This window comes from Phytohabitans sp. LZ39, from assembly GCF_059359075.1.
Genome location: NZ_JCADBM010000016.1, coordinates 156350 through 173522 on the forward strand (window position 1 = coordinate 156350; position 17173 = coordinate 173522).

18 protein-coding genes are annotated in these 17173 nt (G+C 70.8%); 7 read left to right on the forward strand and 11 right to left on the reverse strand.

All coding sequences use genetic code 11. The annotated features are described in order from the left end of the window. Nucleotides 1-3: 3 nt before the first annotated feature. Together AC5L36_RS28435 and AC5L36_RS28440 are read right to left on the reverse strand one after the other, a co-directional pair. Nucleotides 4-264: a hypothetical protein gene (locus tag AC5L36_RS28435; RefSeq protein WP_441221704.1), complete on the reverse strand. Its 261-nt coding sequence runs from the start codon at nt 262-264 to the stop codon at nt 4-6. A gap of 49 nt (nt 265-313) precedes the next feature. Next, complete coding sequence (locus tag AC5L36_RS28440; protein ID WP_441221706.1) at nt 314-721, reverse strand: MerR family transcriptional regulator; 408 nt, start codon at nt 719-721, stop codon at nt 314-316. A 72-nt stretch (nt 722-793) separates the two neighbouring features. On the opposite strand from AC5L36_RS28440, the gene AC5L36_RS28445 reads away from it, so the two are divergent. Together AC5L36_RS28445 and AC5L36_RS28450 are read left to right on the forward strand one after the other, a co-directional pair. After that, nucleotides 794-1522, forward strand: a complete 729-nt coding sequence (locus AC5L36_RS28445) for a siderophore-interacting protein (RefSeq protein ID WP_441221708.1) — start codon at nt 794-796, stop codon at nt 1520-1522. 64 nt (nt 1523-1586) lie between these two features. Then, nucleotides 1587-2003 carry a VOC family protein gene (locus AC5L36_RS28450; protein WP_441221710.1) on the forward strand — a complete coding sequence of 139 codons (417 nt, stop codon included), beginning with the start codon at nt 1587-1589 and terminating at the stop codon, nt 2001-2003. Nucleotides 2004-2006: 3 nt separating this feature from the next. On the opposite strand, the gene AC5L36_RS28455 is transcribed toward AC5L36_RS28450, so the two are convergent. Both AC5L36_RS28455 and AC5L36_RS28460 read right to left on the reverse strand, forming a co-directional pair. Beyond that, nucleotides 2007-2660 (reverse strand): response regulator transcription factor, encoded by a 654-nt coding sequence (locus tag AC5L36_RS28455; RefSeq protein ID WP_441221712.1) that lies wholly within the window; start codon nt 2658-2660, stop codon nt 2007-2009. Then, nucleotides 2651-4648 (reverse strand): sensor histidine kinase, encoded by a 1998-nt coding sequence (locus AC5L36_RS28460; protein WP_441221714.1) that lies wholly within the window; start codon nt 4646-4648, stop codon nt 2651-2653. The genes AC5L36_RS28455 and AC5L36_RS28460 overlap by 10 nt, the downstream gene beginning before the upstream one ends. Here AC5L36_RS28460 and AC5L36_RS28465 point away from each other — a divergent pair. Further along, the gene (locus tag AC5L36_RS28465; protein WP_441221716.1) at nt 4647-5303 is read left to right on the forward strand and encodes a hypothetical protein; all 657 of its coding nucleotides are present in this window, start codon (nt 4647-4649) and stop codon (nt 5301-5303) included. The genes AC5L36_RS28460 and AC5L36_RS28465 overlap by 2 nt on opposite strands. 18 nt (nt 5304-5321) lie before the next feature. Here AC5L36_RS28465 and rnhA read toward each other — a convergent pair whose 3' ends face one another. Continuing rightward, nucleotides 5322-5783 carry a ribonuclease HI gene (gene rnhA / locus AC5L36_RS28470; RefSeq protein WP_441221718.1) on the reverse strand — a complete coding sequence of 154 codons (462 nt, stop codon included), beginning with the start codon at nt 5781-5783 and terminating at the stop codon, nt 5322-5324. 111 nt (nt 5784-5894) lie between these two features. On the opposite strand from rnhA, the gene AC5L36_RS28475 reads away from it, so the two are divergent. Continuing rightward, nucleotides 5895-6536, forward strand: a complete 642-nt coding sequence (locus tag AC5L36_RS28475) for a PaaI family thioesterase (RefSeq protein ID WP_441221880.1) — start codon at nt 5895-5897, stop codon at nt 6534-6536. A 60-nt stretch (nt 6537-6596) separates the two neighbouring features. Here AC5L36_RS28475 and AC5L36_RS28480 read toward each other — a convergent pair whose 3' ends face one another. Together AC5L36_RS28480 and AC5L36_RS28485 are read right to left on the reverse strand one after the other, a co-directional pair. Further along, nucleotides 6597-7670, reverse strand: coding sequence for a glycoside hydrolase family 19 protein (locus tag AC5L36_RS28480; RefSeq protein WP_441221719.1), 1074 nt, complete (start codon nt 7668-7670; stop codon nt 6597-6599). 80 nt (nt 7671-7750) lie between these two features. Next, complete coding sequence (locus tag AC5L36_RS28485) at nt 7751-8611, reverse strand: S41 family peptidase (RefSeq protein WP_441221721.1); 861 nt, start codon at nt 8609-8611, stop codon at nt 7751-7753. A gap of 69 nt (nt 8612-8680) precedes the next feature. Here AC5L36_RS28485 and AC5L36_RS28490 point away from each other — a divergent pair, with 69 nt between their 5' ends. From AC5L36_RS28490 to AC5L36_RS28500, 3 genes are all read left to right on the forward strand, one after another. Next, nucleotides 8681-8941, forward strand: a complete 261-nt coding sequence (locus AC5L36_RS28490; protein WP_441221722.1) for a hypothetical protein — start codon at nt 8681-8683, stop codon at nt 8939-8941. Further along, nucleotides 8938-9864, forward strand: a complete 927-nt coding sequence (locus tag AC5L36_RS28495; protein WP_441221724.1) for a serine/threonine-protein kinase — start codon at nt 8938-8940, stop codon at nt 9862-9864. Before AC5L36_RS28490 ends, AC5L36_RS28495 begins: the two co-directional genes overlap by 4 nt. A gap of 128 nt (nt 9865-9992) precedes the next feature. Further along, nucleotides 9993-11447, forward strand: a complete 1455-nt coding sequence (locus AC5L36_RS28500; RefSeq protein WP_441221882.1) for a M20/M25/M40 family metallo-hydrolase — start codon at nt 9993-9995, stop codon at nt 11445-11447. A 404-nt stretch (nt 11448-11851) separates the two neighbouring features. Here the strand turns inward: AC5L36_RS28500 and AC5L36_RS28505 are convergent, their stop codons facing one another. The 4 genes from AC5L36_RS28505 to AC5L36_RS28520 are packed head-to-tail and all read right to left on the reverse strand — an operon-like array spanning nt 11852 to nt 17005. Next, nucleotides 11852-13873: a hypothetical protein gene (locus AC5L36_RS28505; RefSeq protein WP_441221726.1), complete on the reverse strand. Its 2022-nt coding sequence runs from the start codon at nt 13871-13873 to the stop codon at nt 11852-11854. Then, a complete protein-coding gene (locus tag AC5L36_RS28510; protein ID WP_441221728.1) occupies nt 13870-15162 on the reverse strand; it encodes an ABC transporter substrate-binding protein in 1293 nt (430 codons plus the stop codon). The genes AC5L36_RS28505 and AC5L36_RS28510 overlap by 4 nt, the downstream gene beginning before the upstream one ends. A gap of 48 nt (nt 15163-15210) precedes the next feature. Further along, nucleotides 15211-16113 (reverse strand): carbohydrate ABC transporter permease, encoded by a 903-nt coding sequence (locus AC5L36_RS28515; RefSeq protein ID WP_441221730.1) that lies wholly within the window; start codon nt 16111-16113, stop codon nt 15211-15213. Further along, a complete protein-coding gene (locus tag AC5L36_RS28520; protein ID WP_441221732.1) occupies nt 16103-17005 on the reverse strand; it encodes a carbohydrate ABC transporter permease in 903 nt (300 codons plus the stop codon). Before AC5L36_RS28520 ends, AC5L36_RS28515 begins: the two co-directional genes overlap by 11 nt. Nucleotides 17006-17173 lie beyond the last annotated feature (168 nt).

Consider the following 17173-nt stretch of genomic DNA (forward strand, 5'->3'; position numbering starts at 1 on the left):
TCCTCAGTGGTTGGAGCCGAAGTACCAGCCGAAATGCGCCCAGTCGTAGAACTTCCAGCTGCACTGCGTGGTTATCGGCCCGTGGAGCGCACGGGCGATGTCGCACTCCTCCAGCGAGCCGTACGCGCCGTACTCCAGCCACATCTTCGGGCTGACCGACGCTGCCTGTCCGGCGGCGCCGGCCGGCGCGGCGGCCGCGAGGCCGCTCGCGGTGAGGATGCCGACGAGCGCGGCACCGACGGCGAACTTACGGAAACGGGTCATGGTGCCGAGTCCAGCACGGCACCCCTTTCAGAACCCTTTCACCACGGCGTCAGGCGGATGGTATGCGTGCCTCGATCTGCTCGCGGGCACGTGGACATTCCTCGAAGTTCAACGGGCAGGACAGCGCCTCTTCGATGAGGTCTTTCGCCACCTGGGCCTGGGCGATCCGCCGGTCGAGCTCGGCCACGTGCCGGCGGAGCAGGTCCGCGCGGTCCATCGGGTTGCCCGTCGCCAGCATCGCGCTCAGCTCGCGAAGGCTGATGCCGGCGTCCTTACCCATCAACACGATGGCCACGCGCATCATGTCGGCGTGGCCGTAGCGGCGCTGCCCACCCGCGGCGCGACCCGGAGCGAGCAGCCCCATGCTCTCCCAATGGCGCAGGACGTGGGTCGCCAGGCCAAACCTGCGGGCCAACCCACCTATGGTCAGGTCGTCGTCGACGGCGCTTGACTTCATGTGCACATTAACCTGCATCATGGCCGCCATGAGCAAGCAAGACCGGCTTGAGCATCCGGCGGTCCGCACCCGATGAGTGTCCTGGACCGCTTCCTCTTGAATGGCACCGTCGACGCCGTCGAAGACCTCACCCGCGGCGCGCGCCGGATCCGGGTCGCCGGCCCGTCGCTGCGCGACCTGGCATGGACCCCCGGGCAGCACATCCGGTTGCTGGTCGGCGACATCAGCGCGCCGAGCAACTGGCTTCGCGGCCTCCGCGACACGCTGCGCACCTACTCGATCTGGGACTACGACGCCGGTGGTTGCCTGGATCTGTGCATAGTGGACCATCCCGAGCCGGGGCCCGGCGCGCGCTGGTCCCACAGTGTCCATATCGGACAGCGCGTGTCCTTCACCCGGCCCGAGGGCCGGCTCGTCCTGAAGGACGGCGCGCCCTTCCACCTGTTCGTCGGGGAGGAGACCGCGTCGGTCGCGTTCGGCGCGATGCTCCGCGCTCTGCCGCCCGCCGAGCGCGCCTACGCGGTGCTCGAGTTCGAAGGTCCCGAAGACCGCCTCCCGCTGCCGCGCCACGACGAGCTCACTTGGGTGTACCGGGACACCGCCACCCCCGAGGACGACGGGCCGCTGCTGCGGGCGCTGCGGTCTCTCGACCTGCCGACCGAGCCGGGCGTCGCCTACATCGCCGGTGAGGCGCGCACCTGCCAAGTCGTGCGGCGACACCTCACCCACGAGCGCGGCTGGCCCCGGAAGGCGACCGTCGTCAAGCCCTTCTGGGCGCCCGGCAGAACCGGCTTGGACTGAGACCGTTTTATTGTGGACGGAGCCACGCTACGGTACCCAGAGGGACGCAGCCTGGGAGAAGGCGATGACCATTCCGCGGTTCCATCTGGCCGTGCCGGTCGATGATCTGGCCGCCGCGCGCCGGTTCTACGGTGAGGTGCTCGGCCTGGAGCAGGGGCGCAGCTCGGACACCTGGGTGGATTGGAATCTGCACGGCCACCAGTTCGTCACCCACTTGGCGCCGGCCCGCGCGGAGCGGATACACAACCCGGTCGACGGGCACGACGTGCCGGTGCCGCACTTCGGGCTGCTCCTCACCGTCCCGGAGTTTCACAAGCTCAGCGAGCGGCTGCGCGCCGCGGGCGTGGGGTTCGTCATCGAGCCCTACGTGCGTTTCGAGGGGCAGCCGGGCGAGCAGTGGACGATGTTCCTCCTCGACCCGGCGGGCAACGCGCTGGAGTTCAAGGCGTTCGCCGACGACGCACAGGTCTTCGCGACCTGACGGTCAAGGGGCACCCGCGCGGAGCGCGGCCAGCACGGCGAGCACCCGGCGGTGGTCGTCCGGCGTGTCTTCGAGGCCGAGCTTGCTGAAGATGTTGGCGATGTGGCTCTCGACGGTCTTGGGGCTCACCACGAGCCGCTCGGCGATGGCGGCGTTCGACCGGCCCTCGGCCATCAGGGCGAGCACGTCCCGCTCCCGGCCGGTGAGCGACAGCACGGGATTGCGGCGGGAGTGTCCGCGCATCAGGTGGCGGACCACGTCGGGGTCCAGCACCGTGCCGCCGGCCGCGATGGTGTGCAGCGCCCCGAGCAGCGTCGGCACGTCGATGACGCGGTCCTTGAGCAGGTAGCCGAACCGCTCCGCGTGCCGCTCCAGCAGACGCGACGCGAAGTGGGTCTCGATCGCCTGGGACAGCAGCAGCACGCCGAGCTGCGGGTGGTCGGCCTTGAGCTCCACCGCCGCGGCCGCGCCCTCGTGGGTGTAGGTCGGCGGCATCCGGATGTCCACCACCGCCACGTCGGGCCGGTGCTCCGCGACGGCGCCGGCCAGCGCGGCCGCGTCGCCGACGAGCGCACACACGTCGACGCCGGCCTCGGCCAGCAGCCGGGCCAGGCCCTCGCGCAGGAGAGCGGAGTCGTCGGCGATGACTACTCGCACGGCAGCACCGCCTGCACGGTTGTACCCGATGGCTCAAGGTCTGTCACGGTGAGCGAGCCGCCCGCGGCCGCGACCCGGTCGTGCAGGCCGCGCAGGCCGTGACCTTCGGGGTCGGCGCCGCCGACGCCGGTGTCCGAGACGGTCACGGTGAGCCCACCACGGCCGTGCTCCACGTCGATGCGGATGCTGCCGGCCGAGGCGTGCTTGACGGCGTTGGCGACCGCCTCGGCGACGACGAACCAGGCCGTGCCCTCGGCGGTGGCGTCGAAGCGGCGGTCGGGCACCTCGTAGGTGATCGGGACCGGGATGCGCTCGGCCACGTCCGCGACCGCCGCGAGCAGACCGCCGCTGGCCAGGGCCGCTGGCTGCATGCCCGACGCGAGCTCGCGCAGCTCCTGCACGGTGTGACCGAGGTCGACGACCGCGCGGTCGACCTCGGCGCGGAGGATGTCGACCGCGCCGTTGAGCCGCGCCGATTGCAGTTGTAGCGCGATCGCGAGGATGCGCTGCTGGGCGCCGTCGTGCAGGTCTCGCTCGAGGCGTCGGCGCTCGTCCTGGTGCGCGGTGGCCAGCCGGGCGCGCGACTCGGTCACCACCGCGAGCTGGCGCGCGAGCTCGGCGCGCAGCGCGACGTTGTCGATCTCGGCGGCGGCCTCGGCGGCGACCGCGACCACCACGTCGCGGTCGACCCGCCGCGGGTCGAACTCCAGCTTCGCGCCCCGCACGTCGACGGTGTGCGCGCCGGGGCTCACGACCCGGCCGTGCTCGGTCACCCAGCCACGCGCGGTCGGGTACAGCACGCGCGCACCGGGGTCGTCCAACGCGTGCGCGACGAGCACGTCCAGGTCGACGGGCGCGGCGCGCAGGCCACGGCGGACCGCGTCGACCGCGTCGAACCTGGCTCGGTCGAGCCGGCGGCCGGCGGCGCGGCGGGCCCACACGTACGACTGCCGCGCCACCGCCACGCCGGCGAGCGTGGCCGCGACCGTCGAGAGCTGCGACGTCTCGCCCAGCGGGGTGGTCCGGCTGATCACCACGACCACGAGTACGAACGCCATGACGACCGCGCCGGAGGCGAGCGCGTAGGCCGCGGACTCGGAGACGACCCGTTCGACGTCGTACAGCCGGTAGCGCAGGACGGACAGCGCGGCGCCCGCCGCCAGGGCCACGAACGCGACGGTGAGCGGCCAGCCGGCGAGGCCGTCGTGGCCCAGGTAGGACAGTGCGAACCCGGCGACGACCGCCGGCGCGAGCGGCACGAACCCGGCGACGAGCCAGAGCAGCTGCCGGCGCTCGTCGTCCCGCACACGGCGGGCGGCGCGTACCAGCGCGAAGACCGAGGCGAGCAGGCACAGCCCGAGCGCGAGGACGGCGGCGTAGGACAGCGCGTCGACCACTCCGCCAAGCCGCGAGACCGCCCACGGGCTGCGCATGCCCGCGAACGGCGCCTCGAGCGGGCGGGGCCGCAGCAGCATCAGCAGCTGGGACACCACTCCCAGCGCGGCGGCGGCGAGTGGCAGCCGGCGCGGCCGGATCCGGCCGGGCAGCGTGAGCTGTGCCGCGAGCGCGGCGAAGACGAACCACCACACCCAACTCGAGTCCGCGAACGTGGCGAGCAGCGGGTCACCCGTCCGCAGTGCCAACTCCTCGGTGAAGCCGCCCCAGGCGATCGCGGTGCCCAGCCCCAGGAACGCCCACCCGGCCGGCTGCCGGACCGCCCGCCAGGTCAGCACCACGCCCACGAGCCAGCACGCGAGCATCGCCACGACGTACGGCAGGTCGCCGAGCCGGGCGTGGTCGGCGAGCGTCGTCGCGACCATGGCCGGCAGCAGCGGCCAGGTCAGCGCCCGGGCGAGAAAGCGCGTGGCCGCTCCCATCCGCTCATCGTCGCAGCTGATCGGCTCGAACGTCTCAGGGACAGCCCTGAGGACAAGTTCCGGGCCTGCTCGGTCGTACGGCGCCCGCCGCACGCCGACGATCGAGGCCATGACTATCACCGCCACACCCACCACCGACCGGACCACCACCGTCGCCGCCCGGGTGGCATCGGTCGCCGCCCTGCTCTTCGCCGTCTGCCTCTTTTGGACGGTCGCCAGCGTCAACGTGCCCCGCGACGCGACCGACGCCGAGTTGCTCGCGTGGTGGCAGGACTCCGGCAACCGGCTCGCCGGGACGGTATCCGGCGTTTGCGCCATGGCCGCCGCTGTCCTGCTCGCCGTCGTCGTCAGCCACCTTCGCCGCATCCCTACCGCGTCCGGCGCGCCGGCGTGGCTGGCCCTGGCGCGGGCGATGGGTGCCGCCTTCACCGCCACGCTGCTCGTCTCCGCGGCGCTGCGCGGGGTGGTCGCCCACCTCGTCGACCGGATGGACCAGCCGCTGCCGTCACTCGACGTGCTGCGTTACTCGACCGCACTCAACTACACCCTGCTCAACCTGCCCGTCATGACGACCCTCGCGCTGACCATCACCGCGATCTCGGTCGTCACCCTCCGCACCGCGGCACTGCCGCGCTGGATCGGGTACGTCGGCCTGGGCGCCGCACTCGTGATCGCGGTCGCCGTCGCCGCGCAGATCGGCGCGTACGCGATACCGGCGGCTCTGCTCTGGGCGGTCTGCCTGAGCGTCGCGCTGTGGCGGCGCTAGAGCATCGCGGGAACGACGTCAGAGTGGGCTGCGCTCGACGGCCGCCACGGCCGCCTCGCGCAGCCCCTTGGCCGCCAGGCGATCGGCACGCTCGTTTTCCACGTGCCCGGCGTGGCCCTTGACCCACAACCACTCGACCTCGTGCCGGCGCGCCGCGGCGTCGAGGCGCTCCCACAGGTCCGCGTTTTTGACCGGCTCCTTGGCGGAGGTCAGCCAGCCGTTGCTCTTCCACCGGGGCATCCACTTGGTGATGCCGTTGCGCACATAGGTGCTGTCGGTGTGTATCCGCACCACCGCCGGCCGGGTCAGGCTCTCCAGCGCCCGGATCGGGGCCATGAGCTCCATCCGGTTGTTGGTGGTCGCACCCGCCTCGCCCCCGCAGAGCTCCTTTTCGTGTGCGCCGTATCGCAGGAGGGCGCCCCAGCCACCCGGGCCCGGGTTGCCGCTGCACGCACCGTCGGTGTAGATGTCCACGACCACTCGGGCAACATACCGAATGCCCACCGGCCGACGCGCCGTCGCGCTTGCGCATGCCGCCCTCCTCAGGTGTTGTGATGGGTGCGGACGGAGAACTTCTTGGGGGGGCACAAGATGATCATCCCGGCACGCTTCAACGGGCCACCCGGCTCGGGCAATGGCGGCTACAGCGCGGGCGTCTTCGCCGGCGACGACACCCATGAGGTGACACTCCGCATGCCCCCACCGCTCGACACCCCGCTCGTCCCCGCCGACGGCAAGATCCAGACCCAGGACGGCGCCGTCGTGGCCGAGGTCGGCGCGGCCGGCGCGATCACGATCACGGTCCCACCGGTCGGGTACGCCGACGCGGCCGACGCCGCCACCCGCTACTCGGGGTTCGCGGAGCACCCGTTCCCCACCTGTTACGTCTGCGGGCCCGAGCGCGCCGACGGGCTGCGCATCTTCCCGGGCGCGCTCGACGACGGCACCACCGCCGCACCGTGGAGCGTCCCCGACGACGTCTCGCATCCGGTGGTCTGGGCCGCCCTCGACTGCCCGGGCGGCTGGGCCGTCATCCAGGGCGGCCGGCCGTACGTGCTGGGTCGCATCGCGGTACGCGTGGCGCGGATGCCCGCTCCGGGCGAGCGGTGCGTGGTGCGCGGCGCGCTCGCCGAGACCGAGGGCCGAAAGGCGCTGGTACACACGACGCTGTACGGCGAGGACGGTGACGAGGTGGCCCGCGCCCGCGCCACCTGGATCGCGATCGCCCGCTGAGCCCCGAGCGGCGTTCGCGCGCCGCCCGGGGCAGTGTCTACCTTGTGCCTCGTCGCGCGGTCAGCAGGTCAGGTTGCCGCCGGGTGTGGTGCCGAGGATCTGGACGAACCGCGTGTAGTTGTTGACGCGGCTCTGCACCTGGGCCGGGTTGCGGCCGTTGCACTCCAGCGAGCCGTTGATGCTCCGGATGGTCTCGCCGAAGCCGCGGCTGTTGACCATCGCGTTGTGCGGGGTCATCGTGCCGGGGCCGTTCTGGGTCATCCAGTACCAGATGCCGGTGCGCCAGGCGACCGAGGCGTCGTTCTGCACCAGCCACGGGTTGGTGAGCAGGGGCAGGCCCAGCGCGTCGCCGGCCGCCTTGTAGTTGAAGTTCCAGCTCAGCTGGATCGGGCCGCGGCCGTAGTACGCCGCCTGGCCGGCCGGGCAGCCGTAGGGCTGGCTGGCGTCGCAGTAGTGCGGGTAGTTGGCGGTGTTCTGCTCGACGACGTGGACCAGGCCGCCGGTCTCGTGGCTGACGTTCGCGAGGAAGGCGGCCGCCTCCTGGCGCCGGACCGTGTCGCTGCCGGTGCGGGCGAACGCGGGGTACGCGTTCAGCGCGGCGACGAGCCCGGAGTACGTGTAGAACGAGTTCCGGCTCGGGAACATCTGGTTGAACTGCGCCTCGCTCACCACGAAACCGTTGCCCGACGGCGGCGGCGTGGTCACCGGCGGCTGGCCGCTACAGGTGTATGGCTCCCAGTACCAGGTGCTGATCGTCGGGTCGTAGCCCGGGTTGTCGTGCTCGGCGATGTAGTACTGGCCGTTGGTGTACCGGACGATCGCGCCGGTGGTGTACCACTGACCGGCGACCCAGTTGGGGTGGTTGCAGGTGCTCGGTGGCGGGGTGGTGCCGCCGCACGTGCCCTGGTCGGCCCAGACACCCGAGGTGCCGGGTGGCGCCTCGCCCTGGGTCCACCACTTGGCCAGCCAGTTGTGGCCGTTGTGCGAGGCCGTCATTCCTCCTGTGTAGACGGACGACGCCTGCCACGGCGCCGCGCAGGCGGCCGCGGACGCGGTGGCCATCGGCACGATCGCCGCCAGCGCACCCCCGATCACCAGTGCCGCCACCGTCGCGATCGTGCGGACCTTCGACACGTGGTCACCTCCTCGATGTGTGGTCGTGATGTTCATCGATGAGGTGAGAGCGTAACACGATAAATAAAGCTTCCTAACAGTTACTTGGAACCATGTTCGAGCGCGGCGGAGACAGCCTCGGACGCGGGGCACTCGACCCGCGGCACCACCCCGCCGCCCTCCCAACTGGTGCCGGTCAGAGCGTCCGTCACGTATCCGATGGGCACCTGGCCCACGACGGTGGGCGCGAGCCGGATCTCGGTGATGTGGTCGGCGGCGCCGGGCGTCCGCTCGCCGACGACCGTGACCCGGCCGCGGGCCCACAGATGGTAGGCGAGCGCCTCGCCGGAGGAGAACGTGCGGCGGCTGACCAGCACCGCCACCGGCGTTTCGACTGGCACCGCCGTGCCCTCGGGCAGGTCGGGCGTCCACCACTGGCGGGTGTGGTCCCGGTACGTGACGTCGGACAGGTGCGTCGCCTGGTCGCCGAGGAGCCGGGCGGCGATGTACGCGACCGTCTCCGGGTGTCCGCCGCCGTTCGCCCGCAGGTCGAGCAGGATCCGGGTCGCCCCGCGGGCGAGGGCGAACGCGCCGTCGAGGTACGGCTGGGCGATGCGGAGCGCGTCGAAGCCGTCGACGCGAATCAGGCAGGCGCCACCGTCCAACCTGGACACCTCGCGCACCTGGGCGGCCGCGGGCCCGATCACCGCCGGGTCCGGCTCGGGCCAGCCGGGCGCGACTTCGTGCGGCGGGTCGGTGCCGTCCGGGTCGAAGGTGAGCAGCAGGTGCCGGGAGTAGCGCCACGCGACCCGCTCGATCTCGGCGCAGGCGGCGGCGGTGATCGGGTCGGCGCGGCCGCCAAAATCGCGAACCAGCGCCGCCGCGAGCTGCTCGTAGCGCTCGTGCGGCGGCGGAAGCGAGCGCAGCCACCCGGCTAGGCGGGTGATGAGGGCAGAGATCATGTGGCACACGCTAAGGCCAGATTTCCGGAACGCGGCCACTCAGATGTGACGCTCTGAGCGAACCCCGCGATGGCCGTGGTGCCGCTGCTCACCACCGCCCGCCTGGTGCCCTCCGCGATCGGCGTCATGAACGCGGGCTCCGTCGTCGGCGGCTCGGCCCTCCCCTGGCTGGCCGGGGCGAGCGCGCAGGGTGCGGGCGTGTGGACGCTGCTGCCGTTCACGCTGGTGCTGGCCCTGCTCCAGCTCGCCGTGTGGTGGCCGATGGCGCGCCTGATCAAAAGCAACCCCGGACCAATCCCGCGGCCGGCGGGCGCCGAATCGCTTTCGTGACCACCGGGACCGTGATCGCCGGCCGTTACCGGCTGAGGGAGGCGATCGGAAGTGGCGGCATGGGCCAGGTGTGGCTGGCCGCCGACGACATGCTTGGCCGCAACGTGGCGGTCAAGGAGGTGATAGCGCCCGACTCGGGGCAGTTCGCCACCGTCCAACAGAGCCTGCGCGAGGCCCGCTCGGCCGCCTCGCTCAACCACCCCAACGTGGTGCAGATCCATGACATCCTGCACACCGACCGGCCGTGGATCGTGATGGAGTACGTACCGTCCCGCTCCCTCTTCGACGTGATCGTCCGCGACGGTCCGCTCGGTCCGCGCGAGGCGGCCCGGGTCGGACTCGGCATGCTCGCCGGGCTGAGGGCGGCACATGGAGCCTCGATCATCCACCGTGACATCAAGCCGCAGAACGTGCTCGTCGGCCACGACGGGCGGGTGGTGCTCACCGACTTCGGCCTGGCCGTGCGGGCCGGCGGGTCCGGCCGGACGGAGGCGCTGATCGGGTCGCCGCAGTACATCGCGCCGGAACGGGTCCGCGACGGCGCCTCGACACCGGCCACCGACATGTGGTCGCTCGGGGCGACGCTGTACGCGGCGGTCGAGGGACGCGCCCCGTACCAGCGGGAGACGACGACCGCGACGCTTGTCGCACTGGCCAGCCAACCGCCCGACCCGATGCGCCGGGCCGGTCCGCTGGCACCGATCCTGCTGCGCCTGCTGGAGCGGGATCCCAGCCTGCGGGCCGACGCCGACGCCGTCGAGCGCTGGCTGCGGCCGATCGCGGAGGGCGTACCGCAGCCGGCGGAGCGCTCCCCGGAGGAGGCGGCGCTGGCCCGGCTCACCCGCATCCAGCTCGCGGTGGCCACCTTCGTGCTGGCCGCGACCGCCACCGTCGCGGTCATCCTGGCGACCGGTTGGTCATAACCTCGACCTAGGTAGGTTATTGAGTCTTCTCTATCGCTTCGCGCGCGCCATATCCTGCGGCTGCCGGTAACCCCGGCGTTCCCTGGGCCCTAGGAGGTCGCGTGAGACCCTCGTCGATCCTGCGTGCGATGGCGGCGCTGCCGCTCGTCGCGGTGGCGCTGGCCGTGCCGGCGGCGCCGGCCACAGCGATGGTCGCCATCCCGGACATCTCCCTCACGAACGTCAAGGCGCACCTTCAGCAGTTTCAGTCGATCGCCACCGCGAACGGCGGCAACCGGCGGTCGACCACCACGGGCTACACCGCCTCGGTCAACTACGTGGCCAACCGCCTCACCGCCGCCGGCTACACCGTCGTGCGGCAAAACTGCACCTCCGGCTGCACTGCGGGCTCCGGGCCGAACGTCATCGCGGACTGGCCCGGCGGCGACCCGAACAACGTGTACATGTTCGGCGCGCACCTCGACGGCGTGGCGGCCGGGCCCGGCATCAACGACAACGCCTCCGGCTCGTCGATGTTGCTGGAGATCGCGCTGACGCTCGCCGCGACCAACCCGAGCCTCACCGGGCACGTGCGATTCGCGTTCTGGACCGACGAGGAGCAGGGGCTGAACGGTTCGGAGTTCTACGCCAACACGCTGGCGGCCGCCGAGCGGGCACGGATCCGCGGATACTTCAACTTCGACATGGTGGCCTCCACCAACGGCGGCTACTTCGTCAACCGCATCACGTCCGGCGTGGGCCAGGTCTTGAAGGCCTACTACGACTCGATCGGCGTACAGACCGAGGAGAACACCGAGGGCGCCGGCCGCTCCGACGACGCCTCGTTCAACGCGATCGGCGTGCAGACCTCGGGCGTCGCGGCCGGCGCGTCACGGGTGAAGACGGCCGCGCAGGTGGCCAAGTGGGGCGGCACGCAGAGCGCGTTCGACCCGTGCTACCACCGCGCCTGCGACACCTACCCGAGCAACATCTCCGACACAGTGCTCGACCGGGCCGGGGACGCCGCCGCGTATGCACTGTGGACACTCGCCACCGGCGCCGCGCCGGCGACGATCTGGTCGGACACCTTCGAGACCGCCACCGGCTGGACCACCAACCCTTCGGGCACCGACACGGCCACCACCGGGGCGTGGGAGCGGGCCGACCCGGCCGCCACCACATCCAGCGGCGCCAAGCAGCTCGGCACCACCGTCTCCGGCGTGAACGACCTTGTCACGGGGGCGGCGGCGGGCACCGACGCGGGCACGTTCGACATCGACGGTGGCGCCACGAGTGCCCGCTCGCCGGCCATCGCGCTGCCCAGCGGCACGCTCACGCTGTCGCTCTCCTGGTATCTGGCGCACGGCAGCAACTCCTCCAGCGCCGACTTCTTCCGGGTGTCCATCGTGCACAGTGGCGGCACGACGGCACTCTTCACGCAGCCCGGCGCGGCCGCCAACCGCAACGGCGCCTGGGCCACGGGCAGTTGGAACATCTCCGCCTACCAGGGGCAACAGGTACGCGTGCTCGTGGAGGCGGCGGACGCCTCCGGCGCCAGCCTGGTCGAAGCCGGCGTCGACGACGTACGGATAACCGCGAGCTAGCCCAGGTGCGTGCTGGAAGGTACGCGTGACGTCCCTTCAAAGCGGATTTCCCGGATCCGCGTCAGCTGCGGGCCGCCGCTCCCGCCGGAGACCGCGCAGGTCGGCGGCTCGCAGCGCTCGCCGAAATCCCCGACCCGCGCTGCCACGTCCGCGAAACAAGCCCCCATGGCGGTCTTCGCGGGCCCTACCTCCGCCATCCTGACGGTTACCCGCGGCGACGGAATCCCTGTTGCTTCCAGGTTCGCCGATCCGGGAACAGACATTGTGGACAAACGTCGACTGCCGGCGCGACCAGCGGCGGACGGGTGAGGCGCGGGAGCAGCGGTATGTACCACGACGGACATCGCGGTAGCTCAAACCTCTGTCTAAATAAGGGGTCGAGGCCACCCGACTCCGAAAAGTCTCTAGAGTGACGGGTTGAGGCCTTCGTGGCGGACGTGCCAGCCTTCGGTGGGGAAGCCCGGCGTTGGCGGGCCGCCGTCCCATCCGGCTGCCATCAGGGCGACGGCCGCCAGCAGGCCGCCGTTGCCGGGCAGGTAGATCGGCAGGGACGGGGTCTGGCGGTTGTGGCCGTTGGGCAGGTGGGTGTTCTTCGCGGCCGGCATCAGCAGCGCGTCGATCGCGGTCGCCGGCTCGCCGAGCCGGGTCGCGGTCATCGCGATCGCCGGGTAGTCCCAACCCCACGTGCTCGACCAGTCCCATGTGGACATCACCGAGTGGAGCGTGGCGCGCATGACCTCGGGGTCGACCAGGTCGGTCGGCGGGACGAACCCGAGCGCGTACAGCATCGAGGGGTGGTCGTCGGCGACCGTATACGGCGGGACGTCGATCGCCGCGTACACGCCGTCTCGTACGAGGGGGCGGACCAGGTGGTCGGCCACCTCCGTCCACAGTGGCTCGGGCGGCAGGCCCAGCCGTGACCGCCAGCGCTGGGCGACGTGGAGGCCCCACGCCCAGTACGCCAGCTCGAAGGTGGGGTTGGTGACGGTGGCGCGGATGTCGCCGTAGGACTCCTGGGCCGGCACGAGCGGCGGGCCAAGCTGATAGCCGCGTTCGCCCTTCGCGGCGTACGCCGCCATGAACGCGGCGGACTCGAAGACGATCTCGGCGTACCGCTCCAGCGTCTCCGGCGAACCGGTCGCCCGGTGCACCAGCTCGGCGAGGTGGATCGGGTGCGGCTGCTGCCAGACCAGAAACGGGCCGATCGGGCTGGGGCTCTCCCGCCCGTCCGGGCCGACCTGCTTGGGCCAGCGGGCACCGCCGCAGCCCTGCCGGCGGGCGGTGGCGCGGGCGCCGGGCAGGGCGGTGGTGTACCAGCGCAGGCTCCGCTCCAGCAGCTCGGGCCGCCCCCACAGCGCGAAGTGCGCGGCGTGCCACCAGTGCATCTCCAGATGGAATCGGCCCCGCCAGCTGTTGACCATCAGGCCGGTCTCCTGCGGTGGCAGCGAGCCGGCGCAGTGGATCCGGGTGAGGTACTGGGAAAGCACGATCCGGCGTTCCAGCTCGGTGGCGCGCGGGTCGGTGCTGCCGGCGAGCTCGACGGCGCCGCCGCTCCGCCAGAAGGCGGGCCAGGCCGCCTCGGACGCCCGCACGGTCTCGTCGAAGCCCACCGACGCGTTGAAGCCGATTGCCATCTCCAGCACGTCCGCGGACGAGACGAGCACCTCGTGCGCCGCGGTCTGCCGCACCGATCCACCCGTCACAGCGATGTCTACTGTGTACCGCGTGTCGTCGAGGACGCGATACACACGACCGCCCCGCAGGGTGCTCGTGTGCGCGTCCGGCCGCGTCCAGTCGGCCGCGACGCTCCACGACTGCGACCCGTACGGAAACGCGATCCGCACCGCGAGTCCGGAGCCGAGCAGCGCGGAGACGACCCGCACGGCGAGCACGTCGCGGTCGGGGTGGCAGGCCGTGGTGACCGTCACCGGTGTGCCCAGCAGGAGGAACCGGCTCTCGATGACGCCGGTCCACAGGTCGAGCCGCTGCCGCACGCCGGTGACGTCGCCGGGCGGCACCGGCCGTCCGTCCAGGACGAAGCCGATCCGGCCGAGGTCGAGCCGATGTGGGTTGTTGCGTAGCCACGACTCGGCGCGCGAGGCCGGCGCCTCCCCGGTGCCGGTCACCTCGCCCAGCATGTCCACATAGGGCACCGGCCCGCGCGGCGTGTCGTACAACCGGTAGGTGTCGGCGAGGTCTTCGGCGCCCGGGACGCTGTGCCAGCCCCACTGGGACATGGTGGCCAGCAGCGTCCCGGGCTCCGATCCGTCCCGGTCTTCCACGGGATAGAGGCCGGGGAAGGTTTGCAGCCCGGTGACGTCGACCGTGAAACAGAGCTCGCCGTTGCCGACGGAGAGCGGTGACCCCGACGCGATCCCGGTCACGTCGACCGCGTGCCGCGCGGCCAGCTCGCGCCGATCGATCACTGGATGGCCGCTTCGACCTGCTTGACGAACTCGTCCGCGGCCGCCGCCGGCGTCTTGCGGTTGAAGAGCACCTCGTCGTTGAGGCGGGTGAGGATGTCGGGCGTGTCGGTCGAGCCCTCGGGGCCGATGACCAGCGGCGGGCCCATCGTCGGCGTCGCCGTCTCGATGAACTCGGCCTGCGCCTTCTGGTCCTCGTTGAGCGCCGGGAGGATCGCCTTGAGCACGTCCGAGTTTGCCGGGATGCCCCGGTCGGTGAGGATGAGCTTGCCCGCGTCCTCGGTGTTGACCAGGAAGTCGACGAGCTTCGCCGCCTCCTTGGGGTGCTTGCTCTTCGCGTTGATCGTGTAGACCTGCGACGCCTGGAGCCACATGCCCTTCTGCTGGGCGCTGCTCTCACCCGGGTAGCGCAGGAGCTTGAGCGGGTGCCCGGAGGCCTTGCGCAGCGCGCCGAGCTGGTTGCTCCAGTCGACCTGCATGCCGGCGAGGCCGCGGCCGATCAGCGTCTGCTCGGGCGAGGGCTGGCCGGCCAGCTCGGCGGTCTTGGCGGCGGGTGGCGAGGCGCCGGCGTCGCGGAGCTTCGTCGTCATCGTCCACCAGTCGGTGAGCGTCTGCTTGCTGATGCCGAGCTTGCCGTCCTGCGTGTAGAGCGCCTCCCCGCGCTGGCGGGAGAAGACGTCGAGCGTGTCGCTCTTCGTCGGGTCGGCGACGCCGTAGGTGCCCTTGGGCGACTTCTTGGCGACGTCGGTGGCGATGCGCACGAAGTCGTCCCAGGTCCAGGTGGCGTCGTCGGGCAGCGGTACGCCGGCCTTCTCGAAGACGACCGGGTCGGCGATGATGACCGGCGTGTTCACACCGGTGGGCACGCCGAACTGCTTGTCGTCGAACTTGCCGTTGCCGAGCGCGGCCTGGTCGATCTTGTCGGTCTTCAGCTCCGCGCTGACCCGGGAGAGGTCGAGCAGCGCGCCGCGACCGCCGTACTCGCGGGGGTAGGCGCCGCCGAGCGTGATGACGTCCGGCCCACGCCCCGACGCGACCTCGGTGGCGAGCTTGTCGAAGTACGCGTTGAAGTCGGCGAAGTCGCCGGTCACCTTGATGCCGGGATTCTTGGCTTCGAACGCGGCGATGACCTTCTTGGTGGTCTCCGCGCGGTCGTTGTTGCCCCACCAGGAGAAGCGGATCTCCACCGGGCCGTCACCGCTGTCACCGCCCGAGTCACCACCGCAGGCCGCGGCGGCGAGAAGCGTGGCACCGGCGACGAAAGCGGCGGCGAGGCGCCGTCTGGTTCTCATCTGAGGTCCCTTCGTTTGTTGGAACGATTCACCAAATGCCCGGGGCGATCACTTGAGGCCCGTCGTGGCCAGCCCCTGGGTGAGATAGCGCTGGCCGGCGAGGAAGAACCCGAAGATCGGCACGAGCGCCACAATGGACATCGCGAACAGCTGCCCCCACGCGCTCTCCCCTTGACCGTCCAAGAAGGAGTTGAGCGCCACGGGTGCGGTGTAGAGGTTGGGGTCGGTGAGGAAGATGAGCTGGCTGAAGAAGTCGTTCCAGGTCCAGATGAAGGTGAACAGCGCCGACGTGGCCAGTGCCGGCAGGGACAGCGGCATGATGATCCGCCAGTAGATGCGGAAGTGCCCGCAGCCGTCCATCCGCGCGGCCTCGTCGAGCTCGCGCGGCAGGCCCCGGATGAACTGCACCATCAGGAAGATGAAGAACGCGTCCGTGGCGAAGAACTTCGGGACGATGAGCGGCAGGTTGGTGTTGATCCAGCCGAGCTCGGAGAAGAGCACGTAGCGCGGGACGATCAGCACGTGGATCGGGAGCATCAGCGTGGAGAGCATCATCGCGAAGAAGACGGTGCGCCCGCGAAACTTGAGCCGGGCGAACGCGTACGCCGCGAGCGAGCAGGAGAGCAGGTTGCCCACCACGGAAAAGAACGCGATGACCGCGGAGTTCCACAGGTAGAAGTGGAACGGGTGGGCCAGCGCGGTCCAGCCCTCGGTGTAGTTGGCGAAGTCGGCCTCGCGCGGCCAGATGGACGGATCGCGAAAGATCATTTCGGTCGGCTTGAACGAGCTGGAGACCATCCACAGCAGCGGGTAGAGCATCGCGATGCCGAGCACGACGAGCAGGACGTGCTTGCCGAACCGCCGCGACCGGCTGGTGCTCCGCGCTCCCGGCGGACGGTCGGGTGGCGCGCCGACCGTCGGGCCGGCCGGAGCGATCGTGTCAGTCGCCATAGAAGACCCACTTCTTCGCGAAGAGGAAGTTGACACCGGTCAGCACCGCGATGATGACCAGCAGGACCCAGGCCAGCGCGGACGCGTAGCCCATGTCGAACGACCCGAAGCCCCGGTCGTACAGGTAGAGGGTGTAGACGAGCGTCGAGTCGACCGGCCCACCCTTCCCGCCGCTGACCACGAACGCCTGCGTGAAGTTTTGAAACGCGTCGATCATCTGGAGCACGAGGTTGAAGAAGATGATCGGCGTGAGCAGCGGGAGCGTGATGCGGAAGAACTGCGACACGGCACCGGCGCCGTCAACCGAGGCCGCCTCGTAGTACGAGGTGGGAATCTGCCGCAGGCCGGCCAGGAAGATCACCATCGGCGCGCCGAAGGTCCACGCGTTGAGCACCACGAGCGTGCCGAGCGCGGTGTCCGGGTTGGCGATCCAGCTCGTGCCCTGGATGCCGACCAGGTCGAGGATCTGGTTGACCAGGCCCTCGCTGCCGAAGATCTGCCGCCACAGGATCGCGATCGAGACGCTGCCGGCGAGCAGCGACGGCAGGTAGTACACGGACCGGTAGAAGGCCAGGCCCCGCACGCCCCGGTTGAGCAGCATCGCGAGCGCGAGGGCGAGGCCGAGCTGGAGTGGCACGGAGACGAACACGTACTCGAACGTGACGACCAGCGACTTGTGCAGCCGGGGGTCGTCGAGCATCTGCTTGTAGTTGTCCAACCCGAGCCACTCCGGCGGGCTGAGCAGGGTGTAGTCGGTGAACGAGAGGTAGAGCGAGGCCAGGATCGGCCCCACCGTGAAGACCGCCATGCCGATGAACCAGGGAAGCAGGAAGACGTACGCGGCGCGGTCCTCCCGCCGGCTTCCCTTGCTCTTGAGGCTGCGCTCGCTCATCGGAGCACCCTTCGTATGCGTGAAACCAGTTTCTAACAGAGCCCTAATGTGCTGTCAACGATCAGTTTTCACGTTTCAATGAAGGACAAACCGGACGAAGCTGGCTGTGGAGACGGCCGGGGAACCGATTGCCAGGGCCGTCGAGTAACCGGTATCTTGACCCGGCGA